The 17,265-nt window shown below is 70.2% G+C and carries 19 protein-coding genes; 7 read left to right on the forward strand and 12 right to left on the reverse strand.

What is annotated here, in order from left to right:
- Nucleotides 1-67 precede the first annotated feature (67 nt).
- Nucleotides 68-925, reverse strand: a complete 858-nt coding sequence (locus tag ACFOYY_RS10825; protein WP_386189630.1) for a helix-turn-helix transcriptional regulator — start codon at nt 923-925, stop codon at nt 68-70.
- A 165-nt stretch (nt 926-1,090) separates the two neighbouring features.
- Between ACFOYY_RS10825 and ACFOYY_RS10830 the strand changes: the two genes are divergently transcribed.
- Nucleotides 1,091-2,512, forward strand: coding sequence for an MFS transporter (locus ACFOYY_RS10830; protein ID WP_386189632.1), 1,422 nt, complete (start codon nt 1,091-1,093; stop codon nt 2,510-2,512).
- Between the two features lie 50 nt (nt 2,513-2,562).
- Here ACFOYY_RS10830 and ACFOYY_RS10835 read toward each other — a convergent pair whose 3' ends face one another.
- On the reverse strand, nt 2,563-3,351 hold the full coding sequence (locus tag ACFOYY_RS10835; protein WP_352014061.1) for an SDR family NAD(P)-dependent oxidoreductase: 789 nt from the start codon (nt 3,349-3,351) through the stop codon (nt 2,563-2,565).
- A 67-nt stretch (nt 3,352-3,418) separates the two neighbouring features.
- On the opposite strand from ACFOYY_RS10835, the gene ACFOYY_RS10840 reads away from it, so the two are divergent.
- Together ACFOYY_RS10840 and ACFOYY_RS10845 are read left to right on the forward strand one after the other, a co-directional pair.
- A complete protein-coding gene (locus ACFOYY_RS10840) occupies nt 3,419-4,198 on the forward strand; it encodes a MoaF C-terminal domain-containing protein (RefSeq protein WP_352014062.1) in 780 nt (259 codons plus the stop codon).
- Between the two features lie 44 nt (nt 4,199-4,242).
- The gene (locus ACFOYY_RS10845) at nt 4,243-4,635 is read left to right on the forward strand and encodes a nuclear transport factor 2 family protein (protein WP_352014063.1); all 393 of its coding nucleotides are present in this window, start codon (nt 4,243-4,245) and stop codon (nt 4,633-4,635) included.
- 179 nt (nt 4,636-4,814) lie between these two features.
- Here the strand turns inward: ACFOYY_RS10845 and ACFOYY_RS10850 are convergent, their stop codons facing one another.
- Entirely contained in the window at nt 4,815-5,519 is a 705-nt protein-coding gene (locus tag ACFOYY_RS10850; RefSeq protein WP_352014064.1) for an SIR2 family NAD-dependent protein deacylase, read from the reverse strand.
- 88 nt (nt 5,520-5,607) lie between these two features.
- Here ACFOYY_RS10850 and ACFOYY_RS10855 point away from each other — a divergent pair, with 88 nt between their 5' ends.
- The 3 genes from ACFOYY_RS10855 to ACFOYY_RS10865 are packed head-to-tail and all read left to right on the forward strand — an operon-like array spanning nt 5,608 to nt 8,817.
- Nucleotides 5,608-7,341: a pyruvate dehydrogenase gene (locus ACFOYY_RS10855; RefSeq protein ID WP_362911207.1), complete on the forward strand. Its 1,734-nt coding sequence runs from the start codon at nt 5,608-5,610 to the stop codon at nt 7,339-7,341.
- Between the two features lie 23 nt (nt 7,342-7,364).
- On the forward strand, nt 7,365-8,444 hold the full coding sequence (locus ACFOYY_RS10860; RefSeq protein WP_386189633.1) for a DUF2293 domain-containing protein: 1,080 nt from the start codon (nt 7,365-7,367) through the stop codon (nt 8,442-8,444).
- Nucleotides 8,428-8,817, forward strand: a complete 390-nt coding sequence (locus ACFOYY_RS10865) for an MmcQ/YjbR family DNA-binding protein (RefSeq protein ID WP_386189634.1) — start codon at nt 8,428-8,430, stop codon at nt 8,815-8,817. Before ACFOYY_RS10860 ends, ACFOYY_RS10865 begins: the two co-directional genes overlap by 17 nt.
- Nucleotides 8,818-8,825: 8 nt before the next feature.
- Here the strand turns inward: ACFOYY_RS10865 and ACFOYY_RS10870 are convergent, their stop codons facing one another.
- Nucleotides 8,826-9,092 (reverse strand): hypothetical protein, encoded by a 267-nt coding sequence (locus tag ACFOYY_RS10870; protein WP_352014068.1) that lies wholly within the window; start codon nt 9,090-9,092, stop codon nt 8,826-8,828.
- A gap of 503 nt (nt 9,093-9,595) precedes the next feature.
- Between ACFOYY_RS10870 and ACFOYY_RS10875 the strand changes: the two genes are divergently transcribed.
- Entirely contained in the window at nt 9,596-10,309 is a 714-nt protein-coding gene (locus tag ACFOYY_RS10875; RefSeq protein WP_352014069.1) for a hypothetical protein, read from the forward strand.
- Nucleotides 10,310-10,391: 82 nt separating this feature from the next.
- Here the strand turns inward: ACFOYY_RS10875 and ACFOYY_RS10880 are convergent, their stop codons facing one another.
- Genes ACFOYY_RS10880 through ACFOYY_RS10915 form a run of 8 tightly spaced genes read right to left on the reverse strand, consistent with a single transcriptional unit; the run spans nt 10,392 to nt 17,254 of the window.
- Nucleotides 10,392-11,363: an amidohydrolase family protein gene (locus ACFOYY_RS10880; protein WP_386189635.1), complete on the reverse strand. Its 972-nt coding sequence runs from the start codon at nt 11,361-11,363 to the stop codon at nt 10,392-10,394.
- Nucleotides 11,364-11,366: 3 nt separating this feature from the next.
- Complete coding sequence (locus ACFOYY_RS10885; protein ID WP_362781082.1) at nt 11,367-11,882, reverse strand: 3-hydroxyanthranilate 3,4-dioxygenase; 516 nt, start codon at nt 11,880-11,882, stop codon at nt 11,367-11,369.
- The gene (locus tag ACFOYY_RS10890) at nt 11,879-12,298 is read right to left on the reverse strand and encodes a RidA family protein (RefSeq protein ID WP_352014072.1); all 420 of its coding nucleotides are present in this window, start codon (nt 12,296-12,298) and stop codon (nt 11,879-11,881) included. Before ACFOYY_RS10890 ends, ACFOYY_RS10885 begins: the two co-directional genes overlap by 4 nt.
- Nucleotides 12,295-13,074, reverse strand: a complete 780-nt coding sequence (locus ACFOYY_RS10895) for a 2-keto-4-pentenoate hydratase (RefSeq protein ID WP_362781078.1) — start codon at nt 13,072-13,074, stop codon at nt 12,295-12,297. The genes ACFOYY_RS10890 and ACFOYY_RS10895 overlap by 4 nt, the downstream gene beginning before the upstream one ends.
- On the reverse strand, nt 13,071-14,084 hold the full coding sequence (gene dmpG, locus ACFOYY_RS10900) for a 4-hydroxy-2-oxovalerate aldolase (protein ID WP_352014074.1): 1,014 nt from the start codon (nt 14,082-14,084) through the stop codon (nt 13,071-13,073). The genes ACFOYY_RS10895 and dmpG overlap by 4 nt, the downstream gene beginning before the upstream one ends.
- On the reverse strand, nt 14,081-15,013 hold the full coding sequence (locus ACFOYY_RS10905) for an acetaldehyde dehydrogenase (acetylating) (protein ID WP_386189636.1): 933 nt from the start codon (nt 15,011-15,013) through the stop codon (nt 14,081-14,083). The genes dmpG and ACFOYY_RS10905 overlap by 4 nt, the downstream gene beginning before the upstream one ends.
- Nucleotides 15,010-15,807 (reverse strand): 2-keto-4-pentenoate hydratase, encoded by a 798-nt coding sequence (locus ACFOYY_RS10910; protein ID WP_352014076.1) that lies wholly within the window; start codon nt 15,805-15,807, stop codon nt 15,010-15,012. The genes ACFOYY_RS10905 and ACFOYY_RS10910 overlap by 4 nt, the downstream gene beginning before the upstream one ends.
- Nucleotides 15,800-17,254 (reverse strand): 2-hydroxymuconic semialdehyde dehydrogenase, encoded by a 1,455-nt coding sequence (locus ACFOYY_RS10915; protein ID WP_362781072.1) that lies wholly within the window; start codon nt 17,252-17,254, stop codon nt 15,800-15,802. The genes ACFOYY_RS10910 and ACFOYY_RS10915 overlap by 8 nt, the downstream gene beginning before the upstream one ends.
- Between the last annotated feature and the right edge of the window lie 11 nt (nt 17,255-17,265).

Genomic DNA, 17,265 nt, shown 5'->3' on the forward strand with positions numbered 1-17,265 from the left:
GGTCCGGCGGGTCGTGGTCCTTCCGGCCTCCTGCCGGCCGGGAGGGCCACGGCCGGTTCCTCCGGCGTCAGAAACCGACGGAGTTCACCATGCTCCGCAGGAGTTTCAGTCCGGCCTCCGAGGAGCCGCCGGGCTTGGCGCTGTACATCAGCACGCGGTGGCCCGAGTCGTCCGGCAGGTGCAGGACCTCGAACTCCAGGGTGAGGTCGCCGACCTCCGGGTGCTGGAAGCGCTTGGTGCCGGAGGCGCAGGTCGCCACCGGATGCCGAGACCACATGGCGGCGAACTCCGGGCTCTTCATGGACAGCTCGCCGATCAGCTCCGCCAGCTCGCGGTCGTCCTGGTAGCGGCCCGCCACGACTCTGAGCGAGGCCACCGCGCGGATCGCCTCCTCCTCCCAGTGGACGTGGAGGTTGCGGTGGTGCGGGTCGAGGAAGAGCATCCGGGCCAGGTTCGGCCGGTCCGCGATCCGGTCGGGGGCGTCGAAGGCGTGGTGCCCGGCGAGAAGCAGGTGTCCGAGCCTGTTCCAGGCGAGCACCTCGTTGCGCCGCCCCAGCACCACGGCGGGAACCTCACCCATGGCGTCGATGAGCTGGCGGGTGCCGGGCCGTACCGTGGCGGGCTTGGCGGGTCTGCGGCGTTTCGCGGGGACGGGCCTGGCGAGGTCGTGCAGGTGGGCGCGTTCGTCCTCGTTCAGGTCGAGCGCGCGGGCCAGGGAGTCGATGACGGCCTCCGAGGCGTTGGCGCTCTGCCCCTGCTCCAGCCGGGTGTAGTAGGTGGCGCTGACACCGGCGAGCTGGGCCAGCTCCTCCCGGCGAAGGCCCGGCACACGACGCCTGCCGTAGGAGGCGACGCCCACGTCCTCTGGCTTGAGCCTGCTTCGTCTCGTGCGGAGAAACTCCCCGAGTGCCGTGATGTCCTGCATGAAGTCCATGGTGCCCGGTTTATCCGGGCCGTGCCTGTCCCTGCCGGTGCCAGGCAACCGGTGGGTAGGAGCTTCTGAGGCCTGGTTGCCGATCCCGGTCCGATCGATGGTGGTGAACCGACAGCGGAAAGCCACCAGCGAGAACGGACCCTCGACGTGTCAAGCGTGGACCAACGGACCCGGCCCAGGATGACGACCAAGCAGCGGCTCACTCTGGTCCTGCTGCTGAGCGCGAGCTTCACCCTCGCGGTCGACTTCTCGATTCTCAACGTCGCCCTGCCGGAGATCGGGGAGAGCGTCGGTTTCTCCCTGCGGAACCTGCAGTGGATCGCCACCGCCTTCGCGCTCTGCGCCGCGGGGTTCACCCTGCTGTTCGGGCGCTTCGCCGACTTCTTCGGACGGCGCAGGCTCTTCCTGTCCGGCATGGCGCTGCTCGGCGTCGCGTCCCTGGCCGGTGGCCTGGCGACCTCTCCCGAACCGCTGCTGATCGCCCGTGTCGCCCAGGGGCTGGCCACCGCCGCCGTCACTCCGGCGGCGCTCTCCCTGCTGACGACCGCCTTCCCCGAGGGGCCGCTGCGGGAGCGGGCGCTCGGCCTGAACGGCGCCCTCATGGCCGCGGGCTTCACCACCGGGGCGATCCTGGGCGGCGTCCTCACCGACCTGCTCAGCTGGAGGTGGGCGTTCTTCGTCAACGTGCCGGTCGCGGTCGTCGTGCTCGTCCTGGCCCCGTCCACGCTCACCGAGACCCGGCCCGCGGAACGGCCGAAACTCGACCCGTTGGGGGCGGTCGCGGTCACCTCGGGCCTGCTGGCCCTGATCTACGGACTCACCACGGCGGGCGAGCGTTCCTGGAGCGACCCGGCCGTGCTGGGTGCCCTGGGCGCCGGCGTGCTGCTCCTTGCCGCCTTCTGGGTGATCGAGAAGCGTGTCGCCGCGCCGCTGGTGCCGGTCGCGATCCTGAAGCGGCGCAGTGTCGGTCTGGGCAACGTCGCCGGGCTGCTGGCCTTCGCGACGGAGACCTCCCTGGTCTTCCTGCTCACCCTCTACCTGCAGAAGGTCCTCGGCTACTCCCCGCTGGGCGCCGGTCTGGCCTTCGCCGTCCTCGGCGTGGGCACCGTACTGGGCGGGATCGTCGGCCCGAGGGTCATCGGCGGGATCGGCGGCGCCAGGGCCGTCGTCGCGGGCCTCGTCGTCCAGGCGGCCTCGACCCTTCCGCTCGCCCTGCTCGGGCCGGAGCCCGGCTGGATCGCCCTGCTTCTGGTGGCGACCTTCGCCGGTGGGGTGGCCAACCTGGTCGCGATCGTCGGGTTCATGGTCACCGCGACCTCCGGGCTTCCCGACGGGGAGCAGGGGCTGGCGACAGGTCTGGCCACGATGAGCCAGCAGGTCGGCATCACCATGGGCATCCCGGTCATGAGCGCCGTCGTCGCGGCCTACGTCCACGCCCAGGGTGGGGAGAGTGTCGGGAACGTGCTCGGCGGGGTGAGCGTCGCGATCGTCGTCAACGCCGCCTTCTGCCTGGTCACGGCGGTGGTGGTCGCCCTCTTCCTACGAGTCCCTACGAACCCGAGGCGGCCTGCCGTCTGACCCGTACGGTGCCCGGCGTTGGCCGCCGGGCACCGTACGGGCGTCGAGGATCAGCCGAACGCCAGGGTCGGCAGGTCGACGGCCATGGCGCCGCCGTCGGCGACGATCACGGAACCGGTCATGATGGCCGACTCGGCGGAGCCGAGGAACAGGCAGATGTCGGCGATCTCCTCGGAGGTGGCCGGGCGGCGCAGCGGGACGTCCTTGGTGACCAGGTCGTAGGCCTCGTCACGGGTGATGGCGTCGCGGGCGGCGAGCTCGTCCATCTGGTGGTCGGCCATCGGGGTACGCACCCAGCCGGGGCACAGGCAGTTCACCCGCACGCCCTTGGGGCCGTAGTCACGGGCCAGCGACTTGGTCAGCCCCACCAGCGCGTGCTTGGTCGTGACATATCCGCATACGTTGGGTCCGGCGGCCAGACCCGCGATCGAGGAGACGATCACGATGCTTCCCTGGCTCTCGATCAGCGCGGGCAGCGTCTCCCGGCAGGTCACGAAGCAGCTGTTGAGGTTGGCGTCGAGGCTGAGCCCCCACGACTCGTCGTCGGTGTCCGCGACCCCGGAACCCCCGTGTCCACCGGCGTTCGCGACGACGATGTCGAGCGAGCCGAAGCGCTCACGCGCCAGGTCCGCCGCCGCCCGCATCTGGGCGGCGTCCGTCGCGTCGGCGGCGAAGGCCACGGCCGCGTCTCCGAGCGGAGTGGCGACCTCGGTAAGGAGCGCCTCTCTCCGACCGGTCAGAACGACTCTGGCGCCCTCTTCCACGTACCTTCGGGTGACAGCCGCGCCGATTCCCGTACCGGCCCCGGTGACCAGGGCGACCTTACCTTTTAGCCTCATCGGCCTACTCCTTTGCAGCTAGAAGCTATATGATTTCATAGATAACTTCGCGTAGGAAGGAGTCGTAGTGACCGCCGAAGTAGACCGGCCAGACGGCTGGAAGAACATGGACGACTTCGCCGCCGGGATCGACACCAACCGAATTCCGGTCTCCGACGTCCTCGCCGGCACCGAGGTGAGCCTGACGTTCGACGACGGGACCACGACCACCCTTTCCTTCAAGGACGCGCACAGCGTGAACGTCGACGGCGGTGCCGCCGACTGGTACGAGGCGATCGCCGTACGCGACGATCTCTTCTTCGTTCACTGGACCCAGGCCTCGCAGCCCCGTGAGGCGTACGTCGTCGTCCTGCACACCGCGACCGGGCGCGCCCTGCGCATCGTCTCCATCGTCGCTGAGGAGCGGACCCCCGGCGAGCCTCAGGTCTCCCAGACCTTCACCCCCGGAACCATCGACGGTCGTGAGGTCACGGGCGAGGCGCCCGCACCCACTCGTGACCTGATCGGCAGGCGGGCGCTGTACCGTTACAGCCCGAACCACCTCTACGAACACGTCTACCTCAGTTCCGAACGCTACGCCTGGCAGTGCCTCGTCGGCGAGCAGCGCGGCCACGGTGACGTGGACATGGCGAGCACCTGGAAGATCGCCGAGGACGTCTACGTCTTCACCTTCAGGGAGTTCCTCATCCCGGTGGCCGCGACCTGGCTGTACGACTGGGCCGCGCTGCGCTCGGTCGGCTCCTTCCTCGGCATCTCCGGCGAGGGTGACATCAGGAACTCCGGCGGCGGCGCCTACATCCAGCCGCTCGGCCAGGTGACCTACCCGGACGGCGGAGAGCCCGTCTGAGGACAAGCGCTGTTCAGCGAAGCGAAGTGAAGTAAGGAGAGGCAATGAGCAAGAACCTCGACGCGGTCCGCGCGTCATACGAGGCTTCGGCGGCGGGTGACGTCAACGGCATCCTGGGCCTGCTCGGCCCCGACGCCGCGTGGACCGAGATGGCCGGTTTCCCGTACGCGGGCACCTACATCGGCCCTGACGAGGTGCGCGACAAGGTCTTCGCCAGGCTCGGCGGCGAGTGGGACAACTACCAGGCGGTTCCCGAGGAGTACGTCGACGGCGGCGACACGATCGTCGTGATCGGCAACTACCGGGGCACCTACCTCGCCACCGGCAAGTACATGGACGTCCGCTTCACGCACGTGTGGCACGTCAAGGACGGCGTCGCCACGAAGTTCGAGCAGTTCACCGACACCGCGCTGGTCCAGGAGGCCCTGCGCCCGTGACACGGTGCCCATGACGCGGCGCCTGTGACAGGGCGCCCATGACGCGGCCGGTGACACACCTCGTGTCACCGGCCTTGTCACATGGCCCGCCGGGTTCGGGCCGACCGGTTACCGGCGCCGGTCGGCCCGAACCCGGCGGGCCCTGCCCGTCAAGGCCCATCAAGGCCCGTCAAGGCCCGTCAGGCCGTGAGCGCGGCGCACAGCCGGGGTACGGCCACGCCGATCGGGTCGTGGACGACCTCGTCGGCCATGTGGTCGTAGGCCGTCGGCTCCCCGTTGACGATGACCACCCTGGCCCCCGCCTCCGCCGCGATCGAGACCAGGGTCGCCGCGGGCCGTACCTGCAGGGAGGTGCCCACGGCGACGAACACCTCGCAGTTCCCTGCCGCCTCGACCGCCCTGGACAGGACATCCTGGTCGAGGGACTGACCGAACATCACGGTCGCGGTCTTCAGGACGCCGCCGCACGCGCGGCAGGCCGGGTCGTCCTCCCCCGCCATGATCCGTTCGACCGCCTCACGCGTCGTCGAGTCCGCCCCGCACGAGGTGCACACCGCGCCGAACATGTTGCCGTGCAGTTCGAGCACCCGGTCCGGCGGCGACCCGGCGCGCCGGTGCAGGCCGTCGACGTTCTGCGTGATGATCCAGGCGTCCGGCAGCGTGGCCAGGGCGCGGTGGGCGGCGTTCGGCTCGGCGTCCCAGGCTGGACTGTCGCGGCGGAACAGCCATGACCGCCGTCTGATCTCGGCGCTGCCCATGTAGTGGTGGTAGGTGACGAGCTTCTCCTGCTCCGGGTCCGCGCGCCACAGGCCGTTCGGGCCTCGATAGTCGGGAATGCCGGATTCGGTGGAGATGCCCGCCCCCGTCAGTACGGTCACCGTCATCGCCCAATCGTAGTCAGCCCTACGCGGTCCGGAGTGATTCGGAAAAAACCGGTGAGGTACCCCATGACGCGAAACGAGGGGGAGCGCCATGGGGACCGTCGCCGAGCAGTTCGTCCAGGTGTTGCGGCAGGCCGGAGTCGAACGGATCTACGGGGTCGTGGGCGACAGCCTCAACCCGGTGGTCGACGCGGTGCGCAGAACCGGGGGCATCGACTGGGTCCAGGTACGCAACGAGGAGGCCGGGGCCTTCGCCGCCGCCGCCGAGGCGCAGGTCACCGGGCGGCTCGCGGTGTGCGCGGGCAGCTGCGGGCCCGGCAACACCCACCTGGTGCAGGGCCTGTACGACGCCCACCGCAGCCGTGCCCCCGTACTCGCGCTGGCCTCGCAGATCCCCAGCCCGCAGATCGGGACGGACTTCTTCCAGGAGACCCACCCGGAACGGCTGTTCACCGAGTGCGCCGGCTTCTGCGAGGTGATCGGCACGGCGGAGCAGATGCCCAGGGTGCTGCGCGTGGCCGTACAGCGGGCGATCGGCGGCCCTGGAGTCTCCGTGGTCGTCCTGCCCGGCGACGTGGCGCAGCTGCGGGTGTCCCAGGAGGCCGGGCCGCACGACTTCCTCACCCAGCCGGGCACCCTCCACCCTCCGGCCGACCAGGTCTCCGAGCTGGCCGTCGCGCTGAACGCCGCCGAGAAGGTGATGCTGTTCTGCGGCGCCGGGGTGCGCGGCGCGCACGAGGAGGTCATGTCGCTGGCCGCCCGCACGCTCGCCCCGGTCGGGCACGCGCTGCGGGGCAAGGAGTGGATCCAGTACGACAACCCCTACGACGTGGGGATGAGCGGCCTGCTCGGGTACGGCGCGTGCTACGAGGCCACACGGGAGGCCGACCTGCTGGTGCTGCTGGGCACGGACTTCCCCTACGACGAGTTCCTGCCCGGCGCGCGGACCGTCCAGGTGGACCACGACGCGGGCAGCCTGGGCCGCAGGACACCGCTCGAACTGGCCGTACACGGCGACGTCGGGGAGACGCTGCGGGCCGTACTGCCCGACGTGCGCCAGAAGCAGGACCGCCGTTATCTGGACAGGATGCTCGAACGGCACCTGAAGGCCCTGGACAACGTGGTGGACGCCTACACCCGGGACATCGAGCACCATGTCCCGATCCATCCCGAGTACGTCGCCGACGTGCTGGACGAGCTGGCCGGCGACGACACGGTCTTCACCGTTGACACCGGGATGTGCAACGTCTGGGCCGCCCGCTACCTGACGCCGAACGGCCGCAGGCGTGTCATCGGCTCCTTCAGGCACGGGAGCATGGCCAACGCCCTGCCGCACGCCATCGGCGCCCAGTTCGCGGCCCCCGGCAGGCAGGTGGTCTCGCTGTCCGGCGACGGCGGGCTCGGCATGCTGCTCGGGGAGCTGCTCACCGTACGGGACCACGACCTTCCGGTGAAGATCGTGGTGTTCAACAACTCCTCGCTCGGCATGGTGAAGCTGGAGATGCTGGTCGACGGCCTCCCCGACTTCGGCACCGACTACCCCTTCACCGACTACGCGGCGATCGCCACGGCGATGGGCGTCGAGGCCGTGACCGTGCGCAGTCCCTCGGAGGTCCGCGAGGCGCTCGGCACGGCCCTGGAGGCCCCCGGCCCGTACCTGGTGGACGTCGTCACCGACCCGAACGTGCTGTCCATCCCGCCGCGCATCACCGGAGAGCAGGTCAAGGGGTTCGCCAAGGCCGCGAGCAAGGTGGTGCTGAGCGGCGGCGTCGGGCGCATGATCGACATGGCGAGGGCGAACCTGCGCAACATTCCCCGTCCCTGATTCCCGTACGGCAGGCTGTCGGGGTGAGCAGACTGCAGCGGCGGATCACCGAGGCGGCCGAGGCCGCGCTCGCCCAGCGTGGGTTCGTCACCGTGATCGACGTGCTGACGGGCCTGCGCTGGCTGCGCGCCGGTCAGGTGGACACCTGGCGGCAGGGCGGGGCCGCCACGCTTGAGGAGCTGACCGCGGTCGACGGCGCCCGGATGACCGAGGCGGCCCTCCTGCTCAGGTGCTGGGCGCTCGAACGGGGGCTGACCGAGGGCGAGAGCGCCTACCTGTCGAGCGGCAGGGACCGGGGCGAGCTGCGTTTCCTGGCCGGGGGCGAGGAGTCGGTCTTCCGTGTCCACTGGGTCTCCCCCGACATGAGCGAGGCCAGGAGGAGGCGGCTGGCCGAACGGCAGGCCAAGGCCCCCGATCTGGTCGCGGTCGAGCCCCAGCGGGAGTGGAGGTGCGCGGGCTGCGGCGGGACGGGGCCGTACCTCATCATGGAGGGCACCGAGCCGTACTGCCTGACCTGCGCCGATCTGGACCACCTGGTCCTGCTGCCCGCGGGGAACGCGGCGCTGAGCCGCAGGGCGAAGAAGGAGAGCGGGCTGGCCGCCCTGGTGGTCAGGTTCAACCAACGGCGCAAACGGTACGAACGCCTCGGCATCCTGGTCGAGGAGTCCGCGCTCGCGCTGGCCGAGGAGCAGTGCCTGGCCGACGAGGAGGTGCGGCTGCGCCGTCGCGAGCGCGACCGGGAACGGCGCGCGGGCGAGGACGTGGAGTTCCAGGCGCGGATGGCCGCGGAGATCGTCAGGCTGTTCCCCGGCTGTCCGCCCGAGCGGGCCGAGGAGATCGCCCGGCACGCCGGTCAGCGGGGCAGCGGCCGGGTCGGCCGTACCGCGGCGGCCAGGGTCCTCGACGAGAACGCCGTCACGCTGGCCGTGATCGCCTCGGTGCGGCACCTGGACACCGACTACGACCGGCTGCTGATGTCCGGGGTCCCCCGGGCCGAGGCCAGGGAGCGCATCAGGAGCGGCATCGACCGGGTGCTCGCCCGCTGGCGGAGCGAGATTGTCGGTGCCGCTGGTCACAATGGGCGCCATGGACAGCTGGCGTGAGGTGCGGGAGACGATGCGCAGGTTCGCGCTGAGCCTTCCCGAGGCGTACGAGGACCACCCCTGGGGTGAGAGCGTCGTCAAGGTCAACAAGAAGATCTTCGTCTTCCTCGGCGTCGAGGAGCCGACCGACAGGTGGAGTCCGCACGTGGGCGTCAAGCTCCCCGAGTCGAACGGCCACGCCCTGTCCCTCGACGGCGCCAAGCCCTCGGGCTACGGCCTCGGCAGGGCGGGGTGGGTGACGATCCCGCTGACGGGCCCGCTGCCGGAGACCGAGGTGCTGCTCGACTGGGTCGAGGAGAGCTACCGGGCCGTGGCGCCCAAGCGGCTCGTCGCCACGCTGGACGCCTCGTCTCCCGGTGATGTGCCGAGCTGAGGGCTCCCTCAGTTGATGATGCCCCCGCTTCCTCTGCTGCCGCCCGGCGTCCTGTTGTCGCTGAGGTCGTCGTTGAGGATTCCGCCGGGGATGCGTTCCGGGTTCTGACGGTGGTGACGGTGGCGGTGACACTTGCCGTGTTTGCAGGGCTTCACGTTCTCTGTGACGCCCGGCGCGTCCACCTGGGCCGCCTGGGCCGGTGTCATGGCGGGCACGGCGAGGGCGCAGGCCCCCATCGCACCGGCCGCGAGAGCGTTCCTGATCCTGGTCATCATGGATGACTCCACGTGAATCTCAGACGGAACGCCGTGCCGCCACCGAGATGACGGCACGGCGTCGAACCGGAGACTTCCACGGTATGACCGCGAGGCCCCGGAGGCACCCCAGAGAGCCCCAAGGCCTCAGGCCCCTCGGATTACCATTCAGCCACTAAAAGCGATTACGCCAACACATTTAGCGACAGATCGTCTTTCATCCCCTGATTCCACCGAGTCCCACGGGTCAGGAGAATGTCCGCGAACCGCAATGGGCCGACCGCTTCGTGAGCAATGTGACCACTGACGGAAGAACGCCACCGCCACCTGCCTAGACGCCTTTCACCCGGCCTTTCCCTTTTAAAGAGACTTCGCGACGGCGTGGCGTCACACGACAACCATTGGCAACTGTAAGCATCCTTATCGTTACGTTGAGTCAACCAACGTAACGGGCACAGGCCGTATTTCGGTCAGATGGTTGGTCGCGGCCACGGGCCGCGTTCCGGAGAGAACGGTATCTTCCTATGTTCACGCCCATTCCCCGCACGGATGCCGTCGTAGCCCGCGCCAGGACCAGGTCCAGGGGGCTGACGACGGCGATTCTGGCCGGGTCCGCCTCCCTCGCGCTCGCTGCCTCCGTGTGCACGACCGTCACCGCGCCCGCCGCCCTCGGCAGCCAGGGTGACTCGGTCGCCGTCCCGAACCCGACGCCGACCATCCCCACGCTCAAGGAAGAGGCCCGCCGCAAGTGCAGGCCCCACAACTTCTTCAGGTTCCACCACTTCAAGCCGATCAACTTCTTCCTTCCCAGGACCCGCTTCATCGACGGCCCCGGCGGCACGATCACGGCGAGCGTCAGGCGGCAGTACCGCGTGTACTTCGAGGTGGAGATCGAGCGCGAGAAGCAGAGCGAGATCAAGCACGACATCGACCGCAACGCCCTGCACGAGGGAATCCTGCGCAGGCTGCGCAACAACGTCAACCCGCTACTCGCCGAGGAGCACGTCGTCGAGGCGGGCCACCTGTACGCCAGGGACGTCACCCCCGGCAAGTACGGCAACCTCTGGTACCGCGTGTTCGGCTACCGGGTCGGCTGGTCGACCTGGAAGCAGCTTGAGGACTGCAGCGTCAACCACATCGCCACCGGCATCGCCAACGTTCCCGCCCGGGTCGAGGGCTGGCGCTACTGGGAGACCGACCACCCGATGTACCGCGGCCGCAAGCTGTCCGAGAAGTAGGACGCGGGCCGTACGGCGACGCCCGGGTGACCACCGTGCCAGGTCACCCGGGCGTCGCCGTACGCCCGTGAGGACAGAGGGGTCAGCGGCCGAGGAAGCGTACGGCGTTGCCGCCGAGCAACCGCGCCCGCGCCTCCTCGGTCAGGAACCCGGCGCCCCTGATCAGCGAGCCGACCGCCGTCTCCCCCAGCGGGTAGGGGAAGTCGGAGCCGAGCATGACCCGCTCCTGCCCCATGGTGTCCACCAGCAGCCGCAGCGCCCGCTCGTCGAAGACCACCGAGTCGACGCTGAAGCGCTCCAGATAGGCCGAGGGCGGCAGCAGCGAGGTCCCGACCACGTCGTTGCGGCGGTGCCAGGCGTTCTCGAAGCGGCCGAGCCAGAAGGCGAACGAGCCGCCGCCGTGCGCGAAGCAGATCCGCAGGCTGTCGGGGACCCTGTCGAAGACACCGCCCAGGATGAGGGCGAGCACCGACAGGTGGGTCTCCGCCGGCATGCCGACCAGCCACTGGGCCATCCAGCGCCGCAGCCGGGGGCTGTCGGCCATGTCCCACGGGTGGACGAAGACCGGCGCGCCGACGGCCGCGCAGTGCTGGAGGAACTGGACGATCCCCGCGTCGTCGAGGTCGAGGTCACCGACGTGGTTGCCGATCTCGACGCCCGCGTGCCCCGCCGCCAGGCACCGGTCCAGCTCCGCGCAGGCCAGGTCGGGGTCCTGCAGCGGCACCTGGCAGAACGGCACGAGCCGCTCGGAGTCGCAGATCTCCAGGGCCAGGTCGTTGAGGATCCGCGCCACCCCGGCCGCCTGCGCCGCCGGACGCTCGTAGGAGAAGAAGACCGGCGTCGGGGAGACGACCTGGACGTCGATCCCGTCGGCGTCCATCCGGTCGAGACGGACCCGGGGGTTCCAGCAGTCGTCCTGGATCCTGCGGAACTCCCGGTCGCCGAGCAGGATCATGGCCTCCCGCTCCGACTCGACCCTGAGCCTGGGCGCCTGCGGCCAGCCCAGGTCGGGCCAGCCCCGGGGGACGTGGTGGGTGTGGACGTCGATGATCAACGGCTATCCCTTGCCCGGGTGGAGGGCGCCGCAGTCGCCGCAGGTACGGGCCTTCTCGTCGTCGTAGAACGCCTGGAAGATCGGCGGCAGGTCGGACACGATGTCACGGACCTGGAGCTCGACCTCGTGTACGACGGCGTTGCAGTCCTGGCAGTACCACCGGAACTTCTCCAGCACGCCCTCGGGCCTGATCCGCTCGACCAGGAAGCCGACCGACCCCTCCTCGGGGCGCTGCGGCGAGTGCGGCAGGTTCGGCGGGAGCAGCCACATCTGGCCCTCCTTGACGTGCACGGTCTCCGGCCCGTCCTCGGTCATGACGTTGATGTGCATGTTGCCGCGGACCTGGTAGAACAGCTCCTCGTACGGGTCGACGTGGAAGTCGGTCCGCGCGTTCGGGCCGCCGACGACCATGACGATGAGGTCGTTCGCCCCCTCGAAGATCACCTTGTTGCCCACCGGGGGCTTGAGCAGGTGGGCGTGCTCGTCGATCCACTTGGTGAAGTCGATGGGCGGAATCACTGGCTCTCCTCCTTGTAGGCGACTGCCTGGATCTCGATCAGAAGATGGGGGTGGGGCAGCTGGTGGACCGCGACCGTCGTCCTGGTCGGTCCGGTCTCGTCGAAGTACTCCGCGTAGACCGCGTTGTAGCCGCCGAAGTCGTTCATGTTCACCAGGTAGGCGGTCACCTGGACCAGGTCGGAGAGGTCGGCTCCCACGGCCTGGAGGATGTCACGGATGTTCTCGATCACCGCCCTGGTCTGCTCGGCGATGTCGAGGCTGACCGTGCCGAACTCGTCGGCCCGTGCCCCGGCGATCGTGTTGTCCGGCCTGCGGGAGCTGGTCCCGGACACGTAGATGAGGTCACCGGCCCGCTTGACGTGCGGGAACCTGCCACGCGGCGTGGCCTTCCCGCCGACGACCACGCCCTCGCTCACGGCGCCTCCCCGTTGACGGCGCCCGCGGCGGTGAAGGAGACCGACCCCAGGTGCTGGGCCTGCACCCTGACGTGCGCGCCCGCCGGGAGCGGCTCGGCCGGGGTCGCGGCGCCCGCCAGCAGGATCCAGCCGGGCTCGATGACCACCCCGGCCTGTACGGCCAGCCGCGCGGCCTCGACCACGGCCCTGCGCGGGTCGCCGAGGATGGCTCCGGTCGATCCGGCCTGGACGACCCGGCCGTCGATCTCCAGCAGCACGCCGAGGTTCCACAGCGCCGGGTCGTACGGCCGCCACGGGCCGACGACGTAGCCCGCGGCCGAGGTGTTGTCGGCGATCACGTCGGGCAGCGAGAAGCGGAAGTTCTCGTAGCGGGAGTCGATGATCTCGATGCCGGGCGCCATGGCCACCACGGCACCGGGGGCGAGGGCGTCGGCGACGGTGGCGATGCGCCTGCCGACGAGGTAGACGACCTCCGGCTCGATACGTGGGTGGATATAGCCGGAAATATCAGCGTTTGAGCCGTCCAGGACCGCCGACGACTCCGGCACCCTGCCGAAGATCACGTCGTGCACGCCCATCTGGCGGCGCTTGCCCTCGCTGGTGAAGCCCAGCTTCACCCCGGCCAGCCGGTCGCCCCGGTCCAGGCGCAGCCGCAGCAACTCCTCCTGCACCCGGTAGGCGGTCGCCACGTCGTAGTCCTGCTCCGGCTGCCGTACGGCGCGAGCCGTACGGGCGGCCTCGTCGAGCACCGCGGCGAGCTTGTGGATGTCGGTCACGCGTTCTCCTTCGCGCGCGCCAGGTCCAGCGCGATGTCCACGATCATGTCCTCCTGGCCGCCGACCATCCGCCGCCTGCCCGCCTCCGTCAGGATGGCCCGGGTGTCGATCCCGTAGCGCTCGGAGGCCGCCTCCGCGTGACGCAGGAAGCTGGAGTAGACCCCGGCGTAGCCGAGCGTCAGCGTCTCCCTGTCCACCCGGACCGGCCGGTCCTGCAACGGCCTGATCAGGTCGTCGGCCGCGTCCATCAGGGCGTTGAGGTCACAGCCGTGCTCCCAGCCCATCAGGTCGGCCACCGCGACGAACACCTCGATCGGGCAGTTGCCCGCGCCCGCGCCCATCCCGGCCAGGGAGGCGTCGACCCGGAAGGTGCCGTTCTCCACGGCGACGACCGAGTTGGCCACGCCGAGGCCCAGGTTGTGGTGGGCGTGGACGCCGATCTCCGTCGCCTCGTCGAGCACCTCGCGGTAGGCCCTGACCCGGTCACGCACCCCGTCCATGGTCAGCCCGCCGCCGGAGTCGGTCACGTAGACGCAGTGCGCGCCGTACGACTCCATGAGCTTGGCCTGCCTGGCCAGCTCCTCCGGCGGCGCCATGTGGGACATCATCAGGAACCCGGCCACGTCCATGCCCAGTTCACGGGCGGTGGCGATGTGCTGGGCGGAGATGTCGGCCTCGGTGCAGTGGGTGGCGATCCTGACCGAGGTCACACCGAGCGCGTGGGCCCGCCTGAGGTCGTGGATGGTGCCGATCCCGGGCAGCAGCAGGGTCGTCAGCTTCGCCTGCCGTACGGCTCCCGCGACCGCCTCGATCCACTCGTCGTCGGTGTGCGCGCCCGCGCCGTAGTTGAAGCTGCCCCCGGCGAGGCCGTCGCCGTGGGCGACCTCGATGGCCGCGACGCCCGCGGCGTCCAGCGCGGCGGCGATCTGAGCCGCCTGCTCCGTGCTGTAACGGTGCCTGATGGCGTGCATGCCGTCCCGCAGCGTCACGTCCTGGACGTAGAGCCTCATGCGCCCACCTCCGCCAGCCGCTCGGCGGTGCGCAACGCGGCCGAGGTCATGATGTCCAGATTGCCCGCGTACGCGGGAAGGTAGTGGGCGGCCCCCTCGACTTCGAGGAAGACGCTCACCTTGACGCCGCCGGAGCGCTCCCCGGTCGGCAGCGGCTCACCCGCCGGGACGCGCTCGAACTGCACGTCCTGCTTGAGCCGGTAACCGGGCACATACCCGGCGACCCGCTCGACCATCTCCCGTACGGCCAGCTCGACCTCGGCCTCGTCACAGTCGTCGACGAGGCAGTAGACCGTGTCCCGCATGATCAACGGCGGTTCCGCCGGGTTGAGGATGATGATCGCCTTGCCCCGCGCGGCCCCGCCGACCTGCTCGATCGCCCGTGAGGTCGTCTCGGTGAACTCGTCGATGTTGGCGCGGGTGCCAGGACCGGCCGACCTGGAGGAGATCGAGGCGACGATCTCGGCGTACCGCACCGGGACCCGCGAGGCCACCGCCGCCACGATCGGGATCGTCGCCTGGCCGCCGCAGGTCACCATGTTGAGGTTGCGCTCGCCGAGGTGGACGTCCAGGTTCACCGGAGGCACCACGTACGGCCCGATCGCGGCCGGGGTCAGGTCGATGACCCGCTTGCCGTGCTCGCACAGCACCCGGTCGTTGTGCACGTGCGCCCCGGCCGAGGTCGCGTCCAGGACGATGTCCACCTCGTCGAAGCCGGGCAGCTTGACCAGGCCCTCGACACCCTCGTGGGTGGTGGCCACCCCGCGCCGCCTGGCGCGGGCCAGACCGTCGGATTCGGGGTCGATGCCCGCCATCGCGACGACCTCCACCCGCCTGGACAGCAGCGCCTTGAACATCAGGTCGGTGCCGATGTTGCCCGACCCGATGATCGCGATCTTCACCGGCCCACCCGTGGTCACCGTCGTCATGAGAACACCGCCCTTACCGAACCGACGCCGTCGATGTGCGCCTCGAACACGTCCCCGGCCTCGACGGGCACCATCGGCCCGAGCGCGCCGGTCAGCACCACGTCCCCGGCCAGCAGCGGGAAGTCCTTGCCGCCGAGCGCGTCGGCCAGCCACACGGCCGCGTTGAGCGGGTGCCCCAGGCAGGCCGCGCCTGCGCCGGTCGAGGCCTCCTGGCCGTTCCTCGTCATGGTCATCCCGGCCAGCCTCAGGTCGAGACCGCGCAGGTCGACCGGGGTGTTGCCGAGCACGAACGCCCCGCTTGAGGCGTTGTCGGCGATGGTGTCCACCAGCGAGATGTCCCACCCGGCGATCCGGCTGTCCACGATCTCGATGGCCGGGAGCACGAAGTCGACCGCCCTGATGACGTCCGCGACCGTGAACGGCCCGCCGACCAGGTCGCTCTTGAGGACGACCGCGATCTCCGCCTCGGCCTTCGGCTGCAGGAACCGGGAGGCGGGCACGGGCAGCCCGTCCAGGCAGGCCATGTCGGCGAAGAGCATCCCGAAGTCGGGCTGGTCGACGCCCAGCTGCCGCTGGACCACGGTCGAGGTCAGGCCGATCTTCCGCCCGACCAGCCGCCGCCCCTCGTGCAGCGCCCTCCTGGTGTTGATCTCCTGTACGGCGTAGCCGACCTCGGCCGTCCCGCTCGGCAGCGTCTGCCGTACCGGGGGACACGGCTTGCCGTGGCGCGCCGCGTCGAGCAGCTGGTCGGCCGCCTCGGCGAGCGCGTCGGTCGCCTCGCTCCACTCACTCATGTTCCGGCTCCAGCTTGATCGTGATCGTGGTGGGTTCCGAGTAGAAGTCCAGGGAGTCGGTGCCGCCCTCCCTGCCGATGCCCGACAGCTTCACCCCGCCGAACGGGGTGCGCAGGTCGCGCAGGTACCAGGTGTTGACCCACACCAGGCCCGCCTCAAGGGACTGGGCGACCCGGTGCGCCCGGCTGAGCCGCGAGGTCCACACCGTCGCGGCCAGGCCGTACTCGCTGTCGTTGGCCAGTGCGATCGCCTCGGCCTCGGTGTCGAACGGCGTGACGTGACAGACGGGGCCGAAGATCTCCTCCCGGTTCACCCTGGAGGTCGGCGGCAGACCGGTCAGCACGGTCGGTTCGACGTAGTACCCCCCGTCCCGTTCGTCGCCGAAGCGCGGCACGCCGCCGCCCGCCCTGAACTCGGCGCCCTCCTTCTCGGCGAGCCGGTAGTAGGTCAGCACCTTGTCCCGGTGCTCGGCGGAGATCATCGGCATCATCGTGGTGTCCTCGTCCTCGGGACGCCCGAACCGCAGCTCCCCGGCCCGCTTGGCCAGGCGCGTGACGAACTCCTCGAAGATCGGCCGCTCGACGTAGAGCCGCTCGGTGCACAGGCAGACCTGCCCGCCGTTGGTGAACACCGAACGCACACTGCCCTCGACGGCCGCGTCCAGATCGACGTCCGCGAAGACCAGCCCGGCGTTCTTGCCGCCCAGCTCGAACGAGACCGGCTTGACCCGGTCCGCCACGCCCTTCATGATCGTCGACCCGGTACGGCTCTCGCCGGTGAAGGTGACCGCGTCCACCCCCGGGTGCTCCACGAGGAACTGGCCGGTCGAGCCACCGCCGAAGCCGTGCACCACGTTCAGGACACCCGGCGGCAGACCGACCTCGGCGGCGATGTCGGCGAGCACGGCCATCGAGCCCGGCGTGTGCTCCGACGGCTTGACCACGATGGTGTTGCCCGCGACGAGCGAGGGGCCGATCTTCCAGGTCGCCAGCAGGAACGGCAGGTTCCACGGCACGATCACCGCGACCACACCGAGCGGCCTGCGCACCGTGTAGCTCAGCACGTCCTTCAGATGGAAGGCCTCGTCGGGGCGCTGGGCGGCGATCTCGGCGAAGGAACGGAAGTTGGCCGCGCCACGCGGGATGTCCAGCGTACGGGTCTGTGTGATCGACTTACCGGTGTCCGCGATCTCCGCGGCGACGAGCTCCTCGAACCTGGCCTCGATCGCGTCGGCGAGGCGGCGCATCCATCCGGCCCGCTCCGCGATCGGCAGCGCCGCCCAGCCGGGCTGTGCCGCGCGGGCGGCGGCGACCGCCTTGTCGACGACGGCCCGGTCCGCCTCGTGGACCAGGCGGACCACCCCGCCGGTCACGGGGTCGTGCGTCTCGAACGTCGCCCCCTCGGCGACCTGTACCCCACCGATGAAGTGGGTCACCTGGTCAGACAAGTCTTCTCCTC

Source organism: Streptosporangium jomthongense (assembly GCF_042650425.1).
Taxonomy (GTDB): Bacteria; Actinomycetota; Actinomycetes; order Streptosporangiales; family Streptosporangiaceae; genus Streptosporangium.